The sequence below is a fragment of the Prolixibacter bellariivorans ATCC BAA-1284 genome, assembly GCF_000621705.1.
Lineage (GTDB): Bacteria > Bacteroidota > Bacteroidia > Bacteroidales > Prolixibacteraceae > Prolixibacter > Prolixibacter bellariivorans.
Genome location: NZ_JHXO01000014.1, coordinates 69507 through 87345, shown reverse-complemented (window position 1 = coordinate 87345; position 17839 = coordinate 69507). Strand labels below are relative to the sequence as shown.

Below are 17839 nucleotides of genomic sequence, written 5' to 3'. Positions count from 1 at the left end.
CTTTTTCTTGAGAATTTAGCTGGCCGAATATTCTTCTAAAAACCTAATTGACGATGAAAGGGAAAAACATATATCTAAGCCTGCTACTTGCGCTTTTATTCGCTTCGTGTTCTTCTACACAGTATCAAAAGTTGAATGATGGCATTGTGCTAACCTTGCACCAGAAGGGAAAAACGGCCACCCACAAGGTTCGTTTACAGGTTTTGGGAGACGAGTTGATTCACATTTCCGCCACTCCTGATAAAAATTTCCCAAAGGATTCAAGTCTGATTATTGTTCCCGGCTTAAAGACCGTGCCTTTTGCGGTGGACAATGAGGGGGATTCTATCCGGTTAAGTACAGCAAAGTTAAATGTCATGATTTCCAAAGCAGATGGGGGAATCAAATTTAAGGATAAGACAGGTAAGCTGATTATAGCTGAAAAGAAGGGTGGAGGCAGGACCTTTAACCCGATTAATGTTGACGGAACAAAAGGCTACACCATCCGCCAACTGTTTGATTCGCCCGCTGATGAAGCTTTTTACGGGCTGGGACAGCATCAGTCAGACGAGTTTAATTATAAAGGGAAAAGTGAAGAACTGTTTCAGTACAATACGAAGGTGTCGGTGCCTTTTATCGTTTCCAACAAGAATTATGGATTGTTATGGGACAGCTATTCACTGAGCCGGTTTGGTGACAGCCGCCCATACCAACAACTGAACAGGGCTTTCAAGCTATACGATGAAAATGGGAAGCCCGGCGGTTTGACCGGAACCTATATTTCGCTGACTAAAGCCAGGCCAAACCTGTTACGTACTGAGGATTCGCTTTACTTCGAGGATATTAAAACAGTCAAAAATTTGCCGGATAATTTCCCTTTAAAAGGTGCCCATGTAACCTACGCTGGGGAAATTGAAGCACCACATAGCGGAACATACCGCCTCATATTATATTATGCCGGGTATGTGAAAGTGTACGTCGATAACAAGTTGGTGGTGCCGGAACGTTGGAGAACGGCATGGAACCCCAATAGCTACAAATTCACGGTAAACCTGGAAGCAGACCGGCGGGTTCCTGTCCGGGTTGAATGGAAGCCGGATGGTGATAAGTCGTATTGCGGGTTACAAGTGGAGACTCCGCTACACCGGGATGAGCAGAACAGCCAGGTCTGGTGGAGTGAAATGAATAAGAAAATGGATTACTATTTTGTATATGGCAAATCCATGGACGAAATCATCAAAGGCTACCGCACACTAACCGGGAAGTCGCAAATCATGCCGAAATGGGCCATGGGTTTCTGGCAAAGTCGCGAGAGATATAAAACGCAAAACCAGATACTCAGTACCCTGAAAGAATTCAGGACACATAAATTTCCAATCGACAACATCGTACTTGACTGGTTTTACTGGCCGGAAACCAAATGGGGAAGCCATCAATTTGATAAGAACCGTTTTCCTGATCCGAAAGCGATGGTCGACTCTATTCATGCGATGCATGCCCATATGATGATCTCCGTATGGCCGAAGTTTTATGCGAACACCAAACATTTTAAGGAGTTCGAGCAGCATGGTTGGATGTATATGCAGGCTGTAAAAGACAGCATTCGTGACTGGGTTGGGCCTGGTTATGTGGGTTCATTTTATGATGCTTATTCGGCCGGAGCGCGGAAATTGTTCTGGAAACAGATGTACGACAATTTATATCCGTTGGGGATTGATGCCTGGTGGATGGATGCCAGCGAACCGAATATCCTTGACTGTACCGATATGAAGTACCGGAAAGAGTTGTGTGGACCTACCGCTTTGGGACCTTCCACTGAGTATTTCAATGCATATGCTTTGATGAACGCAGAAGCAATTTATAACGGGCAACGAGGGGTAGCTCCCAACAAACGTGTTTTCCTGTTAACCCGCTCGGGCTTTGCCGGATTGCAACATTACTCCACGGCCACCTGGAGTGGCGATATCGCTACCCGTTGGGAAGATATGAAAGCACAGATTGCAGCCGGAATGAATTTCTCCATCAGTGGTATTCCGTATTGGACAATGGACATCGGCGGTTTCTGCGTTGAAGACCGGTATGTCAAAGGGCAGATGGTGTATAACCGGACAGGCAAAGTAGATGCCGATTACAAAGAGTGGCGGGAGCTGAACACCCGTTGGTACCAGTTCGGGGCTTTTGCTCCTTTATACCGGGCACACGGGCAATACCCCTATCGTGAACCCTGGAACATCGCTCCGAAAGGCACTCCTACCTACAATTCTATTTTGTATTACACCCAATTGCGTTACCGGTTGATGCCCTACATCTATACCCTGGCCGGAATGACCTGGTTCGATGATTACACCATCATGCGCCCCCTGGTGATGGATTTCCCCGGAGATAAAGGCGTTGAAAATATTGGCGACCAATATATGTTTGGCCCGGCATTTATGGTTTGTCCGGTCTACACCTACCAGGCACGCAGTCGTAAGGTTTATTTTCCCAAAGGCACCAATTGGTACAATTTCTATACGGGAAAATTGATTCAGGGAGGTCAGTCTTTAACTGTGGATGCTCCCTATAATCGCATGCCATTGTTTGTACACGAAGGGGCTATCATTCCGGTGGGGCCAGAGATCCAATATACCGGCGAAAAACCTGTAGATCCAATCGTGTTGTACGTCTATCGTGGGAAAGACGGCCATTTCACGCTTTACGAAGATGAAGGGGTAAATTATGATTACGAAAAAGGTGCCTATTCCAATATCCCGTTCAGCTACAATGATGCAGACGAAACCCTGACCATTGGGGAGCGAAAAGGGCAGTTCAAAGGGATGCTGAAAGAGCGAGCATTTGTGATTGTTCCGGTAGGAAAAGAAAACCCAAAAGCTTTTGCCCCCGATGCACAGGGAATAGAAATAAACTACGACGGACACGAGCAAACCATTCAATTGTAGTCGAAGTCCGGTATCGGAATAAAAATTTAAAAATTTTGATAGGATGAAAAAATTGATAGGCTTGAGTATCATCGGATTCCTCGTGGTGGTGTCTTCATGCACTCAAAAAGTAATCCGGGTAGTGTGTGTAGGCGATAGCATTACCGAAGGTTATGGATTAGCAGTTCAAAGTAAAACAGGTTATCCGGTGGAACTCGACAGCATTCTTGGTCCCGGATATACAGTATTGAATTCAGGACGAAGTGCTACTACGTTGCAAAAGAAGGGCGATTTCCCTTACTGGATTTGCAAGGAGTTTTCAAATGATTTTGTTTTTCGCCCCAATATTATGGTCATCATGCTGGGAACAAATGACACGAAACCTCAGAATTGGAATGCCAGCCGGTATGAACAGGATTACCAGGCTTTGATCGATACGTTCAGAACGATACCGACCCATCCGCAGATTTATTTATGTCTGCCGGTTCCGGTGTTTAAAACCAAATGGGGAATTAATGATTCAACCGTCGTGAACGGTGTGATTCCCATTGTTGAAAAACTGGCGAATGCTAACCATTTGCCGGTGATTGACCTTTACCATGACATGTTGGATCAGGGAGCGAATTTCACTGATAGCATTCACCCGAACGAATATGCAGCCAAAGTGATGGCGGGATTCATAGCAAAGGAGATTGAAAAATAAATATTTCATAGAATGAAACAAACACTGCTGGTACTGATTTGTCTAATGTTGGGTGTCGGCAATTTGTCTGCTCAAAGTAAAGTAATCGATCTGTGGAATGGCAAAGTTCCTGGTTCGATTCCAAATCCGGATTTCAAACAGACGGTTGATTCTGCTAACAATTGGGTCAAGATGAGGTTTGTGACCGACCCGGTACTCGATGTTTACCCAGCTCCTGCTGATAAAGCAACAGGAACGGCAGTGGTTATTTGTCCCGGAGGCGGTTATTGGGCGCTGGCTATTGATCATGAAGGGAAAAAGGTCGCCGAATGGTTAAATAGCCTGGGAGTAACCGCCTTCGTGTTAAAATATCGTTTACCGGACAGTTCCATCATGGAAAACAAATCGATTGGCCCCATGCAGGACGGGCAAAGGGCGATGCGCATTGTCAGGCGCCATGCCAAAGAATGGGGCATCAATCCGGACAAAATCGGAATCATGGGATTTTCTGCCGGAGGACATCTGGCATCGACCCTTTCTACCCATTTCAATGAGAAGGCGTATCAACCCATTGACTCTACCAGTGCCCGACCCGATTTTTCGTTACTGATATATCCGGTCATCTCCATGGATTCGACCACTACCCATATGGGCTCGCGGGAAAATCTACTGGGAAAACATCCGTCTCCGGAATTAGTGAAGCACTTCTCAAACGATCTGCAGGTCAATGCGCAAACTCCCCCGGCATTTTTGGTGCAATCGATGGATGACAATGTCGTTCCGGTGCGGAACAGCATTGATTATGCGTTGGCCTTGAAGAAGTACAAGATCCCCTGCGAACTCCATCTGTACCAATCGGGCGGACATGGGTATGGCATGGGCAAAACGAAAAACACCGAATCGACCTGGCCCGAAGCCTGTCGCAAATGGCTTGAAATGAGAGGACTTGTAGTACATGGTTCAGTTGCTGTCAAACAGGGAGCACGCCGTGGCGGCTTTGGCGGACCTATCGAACTCGGGCCCGATGATAAACAGGTCTTTAGCGATCCGCCTGCCGGATTCCGCGAGAAACGTGATGTTCCGCACGGTACAATGACAACGGTGAAATATGATTCCAAAACACTCTCCACGCAGCGCGAAATGCTAGTTTACACGCCCCCCGGTTATTCGGCGGATAAAAAGTACCCGGTGATTTATTTGCTGCATGGCCTTAATTCCACTGCCGGCCAGTGGCCATACTGGGTTCGTGCCGACTATGTTGTCGATAACCTGTTGGCCGACGGCAAGATCGGGCCGGCGATCATGGTATTCCCAAACTGCAATGCAAATGTAACGGTTGGCAATCCAAAACCTGACGAACGGGCGGATCGAAAAGACGGATTTAAAGGTTACGGCGAGCCTTTCGAAAACGACTTGCTCAAAGATATTATTCCTTACGTGGAGTCGCATTATTCGGTTTATACTGACCGCGAACACCGTGCCCTCGTAGGACTGTCGATGGGAGGCGGTCAAACGCTGAACATCGGTTTGGCCCATATCGATCTGTTCGATTACATCGGTGGATTTTCGTCGGCCCCGAATACCAATCAATTTGGTGGGCTTTCCAAAGCCCCGCTGTTGCCCGACCCGACGGCCGCCAAAGATAGCCTCAAGGTGCTATGGCTGGCAAGCGGCAGCAAGGACGGGTTGATCCGGGTCAGCCAGGGCGTGCATAGGTACCTTAAAGAACAAGGTATACCGCATGTGTGGAATGTGGACGGCAATGCACACGACGATACCGAATGGGCTAACAACCTGTATTGGTTTGTGCAGCAGATTTTCAAATAGCCGGAGATCAAATGCCCTAAAAACCTTAACGGATTATAGTCGAAACGAAATGTATATGAAAAAGATAAGAGAAGTGGTAATACTGTCGCTTGCGTTGATAGCGGGTTGCTCGTTATCGCTGAAAGCCCAGAATGCTAACCGGTTTTTCCCTGAAAAAGACCTGATTACCACCGGTGTTTATTATTATCCTGAACATTGGGACGAAAGCCAGTGGGAGCGCGATATCAAAAAGATTTCGGACATGGGTTACGAATTCGTGCATCTGGCCGAATTTGCCTGGTTTAAAATGGAGCCGACAGAAGGGAACTATGATTTTTCGTGGCTCGACGAGGTGGTGGACCTTTGCGCCAAATATCACCTGAAGGTGGTGATGTGCACGCCTTCGGCTACGCCTCCGGCATGGATGCGTGTGAACTATCCCGAGACTTATATCATGTACAGTAATTACATTCGGGGAGAAAACGGTACGCGTGGGCTCGGTTCGATCACGAATCCCAAATACCGCGGGTTTGTCCAGAAAATTGTCGCTGAAATGGCTGAACGCTACGGGCAGAACAAAATTGTGACCGGATGGCAAATTGATAACGAGCCACCTGCAATTGCCGATTACAGTCCATCATCTCAAAAGGCATTCAGGCAATGGTTGAAAAACAAATACAAAACGATTGATGCCTTGAACACAGCCTGGGGAGCTGCTTTCTGGAGCCAGTGGTTCAATAGTTTCGACCAGGTCATCATCCCGAATACCAGTCTGGTTGGCTGGTGGGGAAACAATCCTCATGCGCTGCTCGACTTTAAGCGGTATTTAGCAGATGCTGAGGCGGACTTCCTCGATCTTCAGGCTGGTGTTTTGCGCGAACACATTTCTGAAAACCAATACATCACGACCAATTACACGGCGATATGTACGGGTTCCGATCCGCGGCGCACTAAAAATCTGGATTTTGCGACCTACACAGCTTATCCAAACGGTGGTTCCGATAACATTGGCGATTTGGGATTTCGGTTGGGGGACCCAAAACCAATTCTATTTGCTTCCGAGTATTATAAGTCGGTTGGTGGTGTATCGGGAGTGATGGAAATTCAACCCGGCCCTGTAAACTGGGGAAGTTTCAATCCGCTCCTTCTGCCGGGGACGGTGCGCATGTGGTTGTATCATTCATTTGCAGCAGGTGGAAAACTGGCCTGTTCCTACCGCTTTCGCCAGATTTTATACAGCTCGGAGCAGTACCATTCGGGGGTGATTCAGACCGATGGGGTTACTCCTTCGGAAGGGGGCAAAGAGTACATGCAATTCATGAAAGAAATAAAAGAACTTCGGAAGGACTATAAGCCGGGTGCCAAAATGCCTGAAAAATTGGCGGCGCGGTCAACGGCTATTCTCTGGAACCTGGAAAATTACTGGTCTATCAACCGGCAGAAACAAACCTATCAATGGAATGCCTGGAATTATCCGGTTAAGTTTATGGACATCGCTAAGTCCTTTGGTGCGCCTGTTGATGTTATTCCTGAAACGACTAACTTCTCGAAATACAAATTTCTGATTGTGCCGGCCTACGGGATGGTTGATTCTGCTTTGGTGAAAAAATGGACAGCGTACGCGTCGAATGGTGGACACTTGATAATTACCTGCCGGACAGCAACCAAAAAACGCGAAGGGCATTTCTGGGAAGGCGAGTGGGCTGCGCCCATTTCAGAACTTATTGGGGCACATGTCAAAGCCACCGACATGCTTTCAGGCAACGGGAAAGGCGATATCCTGATGAACGCGACACACTATAACTGGAACAACTGGGCCGATTTGCTTGCTCCTGAAAAAAACACTAAGGTGCTTGCAACGTATGACAACCAGTTTTACAAAGGCAAGGCCGCGGTGGTACAACACGCTGTTGGCAAGGGTACTGTAACATACATAGGCGTGGATACAGACGATTCAAAACTTGAAAAGGACGTTTTACGGAATGTCTATACCAACGCCGGAGCGACTACCGAAGATTATCCGGAGGGTGTTTACGTTTACTGGCGCGATGGATTTTCCATTGCGGTCAATTATTCGTCTGAAAATTATACCATGAATGTACCGGAAAATGCGAAAATTCGGGTGGGTGAAAAAACGTTGAAACCAGCGGAGGTGTTGGTTTGGAGCAAATAAAAACAAGATTAATTATCGTAATACGCCGTAAGTTGAAAGAACCAGTTTGCGGCGTATTTGCGTTTGATAGTGGGATAAAATCGTAAAAAAATACTTGATCGCACCTATAGAGAAACATGAAAGTCCCTTATTCGCTTCGTGGGTGACTATTTTTGACTTAGGTTTTCCTGAGTTGGAGAAGTTGTCGATTTACATCCTATTTCAGATGCTCCTGATTGAATGGAAAACCAGCCTCCCGTCTGGGGATTTTCTAAAAATCAACGCCAGTTTAAACATTTTTGATAAATGCATTAGCCTTTGTCTTTCCTCATGAAGGAAAGGTGAGAATATGGAATATCAACCTAATAAAAATAGCTTATGAAACTAAGAATAGTACTGACATTTCTTTTTTCAATCGTAATGGGTGTCTTGTCAGTGGTCACCGCACAACCGAAAATACCGGTTTATCTGGATCGCACCAAGCCGATAGAAGAGCGAGTGGAGAATGCACTTTCGTTGATGACTACCGATGAAAAAGTGGCCTTGTGCCATGCGCAGTCAAAATTTAGTTCAAAAGGGGTTGCCCGCCTCGGGATACCGGAAGTTTGGTCATCCGATGGTTCTCATGGCGTGAGCGATGAAAAAATATGGGACGAATGGGGCGGGGCAGGATGGACCAATGACTCGTGTACTGCGTTTCCGGCCCTCACCGCTTTGGCTGCGACTTTCAACCCGGAAATGGCTATGTTGTATGGTAAGTCAATTGGCGAAGAAGCCCGGTACCGCAACAAAACGGTATTACTCGGACCGGGGGTAAACATTTACCGCACGCCCCTGAACGGACGGAATTTCGAATACCTGGGTGAGGACCCGTACCTGGCTTCGCAAATGGTGGTGCCCTACGTTAAAGGAGTTCAATCAAATGGTGTTGCAGCTTGTGTCAAACATTTTGCATTGAACAACCAGGAAATCTGCCGGGGCGAAATCAATGTAAATTTGAGCGACCGCGCCCTGCACGAAATTTATCTTCCGGCTTTTAAAGCGGCTGTGCAAGAGGGGAAAGTCTGGTCGATTATGGGAGCATACAACAAAGTGCGGGGCGAGCATTGCTGTCACAGTGACTTTTTACTGAATAAAATACTGAAGAATGACTGGCAGTTCGATGGCGTGGTGATTAGCGACTGGGGCGGTGTTCACAGCACTGACGAGGCAGTCAACAATGGTCTTGATATTGAAATGGGGACCTATACCAATGGTTTAACAACACAAGGACATTTCCCGTTTTCAAGCTATTACCTGGCCAATCCCTTTCTGGAGGGGATTAAATCAGGGAAGTATGATAGGACAGTGCTTGATGATAAAGCGCGTCGCATCCTGCGGATGATTTTCCGAACCACCATGAGTGCCAACCGTCCGTTCGGGAAATTTGTATCGCCCGAACACAGCCAGGCAGCAAGTAGGATCGCCCGCGAGGGAATCGTGCTTTTGAAAAATGACAATCAGTTCCTTCCCATAGCCGTCGGTAAATACAAAAAAATTGCGGTTATCGGCGAAAATGCTTCCCGCAGTCTGGTTGTGGGTGGCGGTTCCACTTCGCTAAAAGTGGCATATGAAGAGTCGCCTTTGCAAGGGTTGAAAGACAAATACGGCGAAGCCAACATTGTGTACAGCATGGGCTACGCATCCGGGCCATCACTCTACGGACGGGCAGAACCTTCGAAGCTAAATGCCGATTCACTGGTGAATGCAGCTATCGAAGTTGCCCGCAATGCCGATGTAGTGCTTTTTGTGGGTGGCCTCAACAAAAACTACTTTCAGGACTGTGAAAGTGGCGACCGTAAGTCGCTCAGCCTCCCTTTCGGACAGGATAAATTGATTGAAGAGCTTCTTAAAGTAAATAAGAACACAGCCGTTGTTCTGCTTAGCGGAAATGCGGTGGCTATGCCGTGGGTAGACAAGGTTCCGGCCATTGTACAGGGATGGTACCTTGGTTCGGAAGCAGGAAATGCTTTGGCTGATATTATTTCAGGAGATGTGAACCCTTCGGGCAAACTCCCTGTCTCGTTCCCGAAAAAACTGGAAGATATTGGCGCCCACTCGTTCGATAAACTTTGTTATCCGGGAGACAGTGTCAATGTTTATTATAAAGAAGATATCCTGGTCGGTTATCGTTGGTTGGATACCAAAAAGCTTGAACCGCTTTTTCCTTTTGGGTACGGACTGAGCTATTCGACCTTCACCTGGTCGAAACCGTCTGTTGACAGAACTGATGTGAAAACCGACGGAACAGTAATAGTGTCGTTTACATTGACCAATTCCGGAAAAGTGGATGGGGCAGAAACAGCCCAGCTTTATGTAAGCAAGCCCAAATCTGAAGTGACTCGTGCAGCCAAAGAGTTGAAGGCATTCAAAAAAGTGTTTCTCAAAGCCGGAGAAAGCCGGTTGGTAACGCTGAAAGTTCCGGTAAGCAGTTTTGCTTATTACAACGAAAAGGAAAACGGCTGGGATGTGGAGCCTGGAAGCTATACACTTTTGCTGGGAAATTCATCCCGTGATATAAAAGGTACTATGAATGTGAAAGTCCTATAGACCAAATCGAGTCGTGTTTGGATCTGCAAAATGAACCTGTTTTTGTAGCGGACACCAGACGATCTGCAGCCTGTAATTAAAAACGGGTGAGTATAATGAGTTTGAATAGCCCATAACGAGGATATGCTATCATAAATGAAAGAGGAATTCCGGTGTTCATTCGGGGTGCAAAAATGGTTAATAGTCGATGTGTGTTGCCATTTACGACATAAGCACACTCTCTTTGATACATAATAACCCTCTAAAGCCGATGCTTTTTGTGATTTTGGTATCCTAAATAACTCTATTTAAACCTAACCAGTTGAATGAAAAATAAACGGATACACCTCTGTCTACTTGCCGGGTTGTTATTTGCTGCATGCACTCAGCCGAAATACCAGTTGACAGATGATGGTGTCATTTTAAATTTAAGGCAAGAAAATAAGGCAGAAGCCAGTAAGCTTCGCTTGCAAGTTCTGGGTGATGAGTTGATCCACGTTTCAGCAACACCAGATGGAGATTTCCCCAAAGATTCAAGTTTAATTGTTGTTCCGGGCTTAAAAACCGTGCCTTTTGCGGTGGACAATGAGGGGGATTCTATCCGGTTAAGTACAGCAAAGTTAAATGTCATGATTTCCAAAGCAGATGGGGGAATCAAATTTAAGGATAAGACAGGTAAGCTGATTTTAGCTGAAAAGAAGGGTGGAGGCAGGACCTTTACCCCGATTGATGTTGACGGAACAAAAGGCTACACCATCCGCCAACTGTTTGATTCACCTGCTGATGAAGCTTTTTACGGGCTGGGACAGCACCAATCGGATGAGTTCAACTATAAAGGGAAAAGTGAAGAACTGTTTCAATACAATACAAAAGTCTCCGTGCCATTTGTTGTTTCCAATAAGAATTACGGTCTTTTGTGGGACAGCTATTCGTTGAGCCGTTTTGGTGACAGCCGGGAATATAAACAATTGAACAGGGTCTTTAATTTGTATGATAAAAAAGGTGAAGGTGGTAGCCTGACCGGTACATATCAGCGTTGGACCGGAGACTTGAAACAATTGGTTCGCGCAGAAGATTCGCTTTGTTTTGAAGATATTAAAACGATAAAAAACTTACCGGAAAATTTCCCTTTAAAAGACGCTAATGTGACCTATGAAGGAGAGATTGAGGCATCTGAAAGCGGAACTTATCGCTTCATATTGTATTATGCAGGATATATAAAGGTTTATATTAACAATGAGTTGGTGGTTCCCGAACGTTGGAGAACGGCATGGAACCCCAATAGCTACAAATTTACTTTCAACCTCGAAGCTGGACAAAGGGTGCCTTTACGTGTTGAATGGAAACCGAATGGTGGAAAGTCTTACTGTGGTTTGCGTGTCCAGACTCCTCAACCAGAGGAAGAGCAGAACAGCCAGGTCTGGTGGAGTGAAATGAATAAGAAAATGGATTACTATTTTGTATATGGCAAATCCATGGACGAAATCATCAAAGGCTACCGCACACTGACCGGGAAGTCGCAGATCATGCCGAAATGGGCCATGGGTTTCTGGCAAAGTCGCGAGAGATATAAAACGCAAAACCAGATACTCAGTACCCTGAAAGAATTCAGGACCCTTAACTTTCCAATCGACAACATCGTACTTGACTGGTTTTACTGGCCGGAAACCAAATGGGGAAGCCATCAATTTGATAAGAACCGTTTTCCTGATCCGAAAGCGATGGTCGACTCTATTCATGCGATGCATGCTCATATGATGATCTCCGTATGGCCGAAGTTTTATGCGAACACCAAGCATTTTAAGGAGTTCGAGCAGCATGGTTGGATGTATATGCAGGCTGTAAAAGATAGCATTCGTGACTGGGTTGGGCCTGGTTATGTTGGTTCATTTTATGATGCTTATTCGGCCGGCGCGCGTAAGTTGTTCTGGAAACAGATGTATGACAATTTGTATCCGTTGGGGATTGATGCCTGGTGGATGGATGCCAGCGAGCCTAATGTACTCGACTGTACTGATATGGAATACCGAAAGGCTTTATGCGGACCTACCGCTTTAGGCCCTTCAGCAGAGTATTTCAATGCATATGCTTTGATGAATGCAGAAGCAATTTATAACGGGCAACGAGGGGTAGCTCCCAACAAACGTGTTTTCCTGTTAACCCGTTCTGGCTTTGCCGGATTGCAACATTACTCCACGGCCACCTGGAGTGGTGATATCGCTACCCGTTGGGAAGATATGAAAGCACAGATTGCAGCCGGAATGAATTTCTCCATCAGTGGTATTCCGTATTGGACAATGGACATCGGTGGTTTTTGCGTTGAAGACCGGTATGTCAAAGGTCAGATGGTGTATAACCGGACAGGCAAAGTAGATGCTGATTACAAAGAGTGGCGGGAGCTGAACACCCGTTGGTACCAGTTCGGGGCTTTTGCTCCTTTATACCGGGCACACGGGCAATACCCTTATCGTGAACCCTGGAACATCGCTCCGAAAGGCACTCCTACCTACAATTCTATTTTGTATTACACCCAATTGCGTTACCGGTTGATGCCCTACATCTATACCCTGGCCGGAATGACCTGGTTCGATGATTACACCATCATGCGCCCACTGGTGATGGATTTTCCGGGTGACAAAAAGGTTGAGAATGTAGGCGACCAATATATGTTTGGTCCGGCATTTATGGTTTGTCCGGTCTACACCTACCAGGCACGCAGTCGTAAGGTTTATTTTCCCAAAGGCACCGATTGGTACAATTTCTATACGGGAAAATTGATTCAGGGAGGTCAGTCTTTAACTGTGGATGCTCCCTATAATCGCATGCCATTGTTTGTACACGAAGGGGCTATCATTCCGGTGGGGCCAGAGATCCAATATACCGGCGAAAAACCTGTAGATCCAATCGTGTTGTACGTCTATCGTGGGAAAGACGGCCATTTCACGCTTTACGAAGATGAAGGGGTAAATTATGATTACGAAAAAGGTGCCTATTCCAATATCCCGTTCAGCTACAATGATGCAGACGAAACCCTGACCATTGGCGAACGAAAAGGGCAGTTCAAGGGGATGCTGAAGGAGCGGACATTTGTGATAGTGCCTGTAAGCAAAGCAGCCCCCAAAGGTTTTGATCCGGATGCGCAGGGACAGCAGGTACATTATGACGGACACAAACTGACAATCCATGTGTAGAAATAGAAGTTGCATCCTTCTTTATAAAGGTACGGCATAAAGCAAATAATTGTGTTCTCGATATTTATTGTAACACTTTAATATGATTTGGTAAACGCCAACCGTAAATGAAAATAACCTATCAATCATGGCCATTAAAACTTATTGTTCATATCTTGAAATGTTTTTCCTGCAATATAATGACGATGGGAATAAGACGTATTAAAAAACTATTGTGTCTGCTGATCTTAACTTTTTCTGTTTCGTTTCAGGGAATAGGGCAACCTTCGTATATATTTCATCACTTAACAACCGAAAACGGACTTTCCAACAGCAATGTTCAAGCCATTTTACAGGATAGTTTGGGCTTTCTTTGGATCGGAACAGAATCCGGGTTAAACCGTTACGACGGATACGGATTTAAAGTGTATACCATGACCCCGGAGTCGCCTAACTCGTTGCTGACAGACAATATTTTGGGTTTACAGGAAGATGGTCTTGGAAATATCTGGATAAATAGCGGATACAGCTATGCGGTTTACAAAAGGGATAAGGATTATTTTGTCACTGATATTCCGAACCTGCTTCAAAAATTAGGCATCCAGGTCGATCGCAATTACAAAATCTATGTAGACAAAAAGAAAGACCTGTGGGTGCTAAGTGAGCAAAAGGCGTTTTTTTATAATACCCGTAAAAAGAAACTGAAAGTTTTCGGGATAAAAGCCTGGATTGATGAGATCGTCACCACGGAGTTTAGCGACGATGGGCATTATTTGTATGGCATCCTGAAATCGGGGAGGCTTTTGCAATTGGACAAATATACAGGTACCCAGGTTTTAGTGGATTTAAAGGACTTTATTAAACCGGAAGTTCTTGCCATGTACAACAAAATATATGTAGATAGTCATAGTGGGGTCTGGCTCTATTCCGGCAAGACTAACCATGTTTATTATCGGAAAGATCTTCATTCGGATTGGAAAGAATTAGTTCTGAATTCTTCTTTGAAAGTTCAAAATAATATTGTGCTGGATATACTGGATGATGATAACGGAAATATTTGGATAGGTACGGACCATGCTGGATTGTTTATTTATAACACAGTCAACGGTAAATTAACCAATTTACTGCATGAAGAGGTAAATTCCTCTATAGCATCGAACAATGTAACGTGTTTGTTCCGGGATGACAATGGGGTGATTTGGATGGGACACAACAAAAAGGGGATTTCGTATTATCATGATAGCTTTCACAAGTTCACTAACGTTGCCAATACGGATTGCAAGGATGTCAGTGTGATTATGCAAGACCGGAAGGGCCGTGTCTGGCTGGGAACTGATGGAAATGGATTGTATATGAAACAAGATGCCCTCAAAAGCCAAATGGAAAAAATTCCCATGCAGAACAATGCCATTGTCTCGTTGGTGGAGGATCGGAAGGGACGTGTTTGGATTGGAACCTACCTAAACGGTCTGTTTTGCTACGAAAACGGAAAAATTAAACATTTTACCAAGGAAAACAGTCTGCTGACCTCCAATGATATTTGGGGTTTGAAGAAAGATCGGTTTGGGAATTTGTGGATCGGGACCCTTGGGGGGGGAGTACTGTGTTTTCGTGGAGACGGTGCGAATCTGGATTCGCTCATCATGGCTCCCAAAAACATGAGCTATGCTTTGGATATGTACTACGATGGTGGGGACAAGTTGTACGTTGGGACTACTTATGGGCTCGATGTTGTTGATATTACTTCCGGTAAACTCATTACTTATATGGGAAATTACCGGTGGACTCAGACATACAAGCAAATGTTGATAACAACCGTGTTTAAAGACAATAGAGACGTTATTTGGCTAGGACACCCGAAAGGATTGACATTGTGGGATTTGAAGAAAGACACACTTTATAACTTTGATCAAAAAAACGGCTTGTGTAATAACATTGTTCGAGGTATTGTTGAGGATGGACATGGAAAAATGTGGGTTACAACAAGCAACGGATTATCAGTTCTTTCTGTCGAGCGTGATGCTCAAGGCGTGTTGAAAATTTCGAGCAGGAACTTTTCCACTAAGGATGGGCTTATAACAAACTATTTTAACAATCATTCTATTTGTAAACTCAGCAATGGAGATATTCTTTTAGGCGGGACCGAAGGGTATACGATTGTAAATCCAAATAAATTGACTGAAAAGAACCAACTTCCTGCCAAGGTAATCTTCACAGGATTGAGCGTGGAAAACAATGTTATCGAGGTAGATTCACTGTACAATGGCAAAAAGTTGTTGAATCACTCTATGGAGCAAACCTCTTCATTGACTTTTAGTTACAAAGATAAGATAATCGCATTTCAGTTTACTACCGGAGATTTACTTAACGCTGATAGGGTAAAATATGCTTATAAATTGGAAGGCTTTAATGATCAATGGATTACGACTAGAGAAAATAAAGTTGCATTTTCTTCATTATTTCCTGGTGACTATAAGCTTTTTATCAAAGCCTGTAATAGTGATGGTGTGTGGAATACGGAAGCCACTATTTTGGATATTACGGTTACGCCTCCATTCTATTTTTCCGGTTGGGCAATATCAATATACACGCTATTGGTAATTGGGCTGATTGTTTTTATTTTTTATCGAATCCGAAAGCGGCATCGGACAAAGCTGGAACGACAAAAGGTGTTGCTGGAGCGGGAACAGAAGGAATACCTGAACGAAATGAAATTAAGATTTTTCACCAATATCAGTCATGATTTGCGAACTCCACTTACGCTTATTCTTACACCTTTGCAAACGATATTGAGTGGTAAGGTTGAGGATGGTTTGCGAAGGAAGCTAAATACAATAAATAAAAATGCGGAGCAACTACTGCAATTGATTAATACATTATTGGATTTTCGCAAATTAGATGTTGGAGCTGAAACTTTGCACCTGCAGGTGGGCGATTTCGTTAATTTTGTTAACGAAATCTGTGTTCCTTTCAATGCTTACGCGATTGACCGTAAAATGGACTTTTCTTTTTCCAGTGAAATTGAAAAACAATCAATGCAATTCGATCGGGACAAAGTTAAAAAGATATTATTCAACTTACTTTCCAATGCATTCAAATACACACCGGATGGAGGACGTGTTAGTACCCATGTTTTCCGGGAGGAAGATCAAGTATGCGTTAGTATCTCTGATTCCGGACAAGGTATCAACGATTCGGAGAAGAAACATGTCTTTGAACGATTTTTTCAGGCTTCACAAAAACAACAGGATGAAACCGGTAGTGGAATTGGCTTACATATTGTACAAGAGTACGTTCAAATGCATAAAGGAACTATTGAAGTCATGGATAATGACTCTCAAGGTACTGTGTTTACTTTTAAGCTTCCAATTTTAGAAGCCGACGGTATAATTGAAGAATTGGATTCCGAAAAAGAGCCAGCAGAAGAATTAATAGAAGAGTATGACGACCAAAATCATCCAACCAATCCGGTATTGCTTTTTGTTGATGATAACAAAGACTTATGCGAGTTTATGGCAGATAACCTCTCGGATGATTACACCGTGTTAGTTGCCTTTAATGGACAAGAAGCACTAGAGATGCTGGAAAAGAATGACGTTTCCATTGTTATAAGCGATGTGATGATGCCTGTTATGAGCGGAACGGAGCTCTGCAATCGAATAAAAACAAACGTACAATGGTCGCATATTCCGGTTATCTTGCTCACTGCCCGTACTGCCGAAGAATATCAAATAGAAGGTCTGAAGTTGGGCGCGGATGATTACCTGACCAAACCATTTAATTTCAATGTGCTAAAACTGCGCATCCGAAAATTTATGGAATGGACTAAAAAAAGTCACCTCTCCTTCAGCCAGAAAATGGATGTCTCTCCTGGTGAAATCACGATAACTCCACTAGATGAACAGTTAATTGATAAGGCAATTAAGGTTGTGGAAGAACACATTGAGGATGTAGAATTTTCTGTTGAGGCTCTTAGTGCTGCCGTTGGCCTTACCAGGGGACACTTGTATAAAAAATTAATGAGCATTACAGGTAAAGGGCCCGCTGAGTTTATCCGTACAATTCGTTTAAAACGTGGGCGCCAGCTTTTGGAGAAAAGTCAGCTACATATAGCCGAAATTGCCTACTCAGTCGGTTTCAACTCCCCTAAAAGATTCTCTGTTAACTTCAAAAATGAATTTGGTCTTTCTCCTTCCGACTATTTGCGCAAATTAAATAATCCCGAATAAGACATAGATGTTCTTTATTAAACACATGGCATACCAATAAATCTGATCAACGCGAGTATACCGGTTATGTCAATAAAAAGTACACTCCTCTGGCCAATCCTGATGGTACGGATGTAGCCGAGGCAAACGGGGCGGTCAATTTCATGATCGGTCAGTTCCATGATTATGGTTTCGGGAGAACAGGCAACCGGCACGTTTATGTTGTTCCCGAATGATGAACAATTACAGGTGCTTGGCGCACATGTTTTGATTCACGGGGTAACAGGCGCCAAGGAGCCCGTGTTGACGACTGGATCGCAAAAATGATGATCGGAAGCCTGACTGAAAATACGCTA

7 protein-coding genes are annotated in these 17839 nt (G+C 44.7%); all 7 read left to right on the top strand.

What is annotated here, in order from left to right:
• Positions 1-53 precede the first annotated feature (53 nt).
• The 7 genes from T426_RS0118655 to T426_RS0118625 all read left to right on the top strand — a co-directional run bounded on the left by T426_RS0118655 (position 54) and on the right by T426_RS0118625 (position 17504).
• Entirely contained in the window at positions 54-2918 is a 2865-nt protein-coding gene (locus T426_RS0118655; RefSeq protein ID WP_027586108.1) for a TIM-barrel domain-containing protein, read from the top strand.
• A 43-nt stretch (positions 2919-2961) separates the two neighbouring features.
• Positions 2962-3600 (top strand): DUF459 domain-containing protein, encoded by a 639-nt coding sequence (locus T426_RS24290; protein ID WP_025866294.1) that lies wholly within the window; start codon positions 2962-2964, stop codon positions 3598-3600.
• A gap of 12 nt (positions 3601-3612) precedes the next feature.
• Positions 3613-5406, top strand: a complete 1794-nt coding sequence (locus tag T426_RS26035) for an alpha/beta hydrolase-fold protein (protein ID WP_025866293.1) — start codon at positions 3613-3615, stop codon at positions 5404-5406.
• A gap of 55 nt (positions 5407-5461) precedes the next feature.
• Positions 5462-7558, top strand: coding sequence for a beta-galactosidase (locus tag T426_RS0118640; RefSeq protein ID WP_025866292.1), 2097 nt, complete (start codon positions 5462-5464; stop codon positions 7556-7558).
• Between the two features lie 357 nt (positions 7559-7915).
• Positions 7916-10126 (top strand): beta-glucosidase family protein, encoded by a 2211-nt coding sequence (locus tag T426_RS0118635; RefSeq protein WP_025866290.1) that lies wholly within the window; start codon positions 7916-7918, stop codon positions 10124-10126.
• A gap of 305 nt (positions 10127-10431) precedes the next feature.
• Positions 10432-13296, top strand: a complete 2865-nt coding sequence (locus T426_RS0118630; protein ID WP_027586107.1) for a TIM-barrel domain-containing protein — start codon at positions 10432-10434, stop codon at positions 13294-13296.
• Between the two features lie 185 nt (positions 13297-13481).
• Complete coding sequence (locus T426_RS0118625; protein ID WP_211253575.1) at positions 13482-17504, top strand: hybrid sensor histidine kinase/response regulator; 4023 nt, start codon at positions 13482-13484, stop codon at positions 17502-17504.
• The last annotated feature ends 335 nt before the right edge of the window (positions 17505-17839 follow it).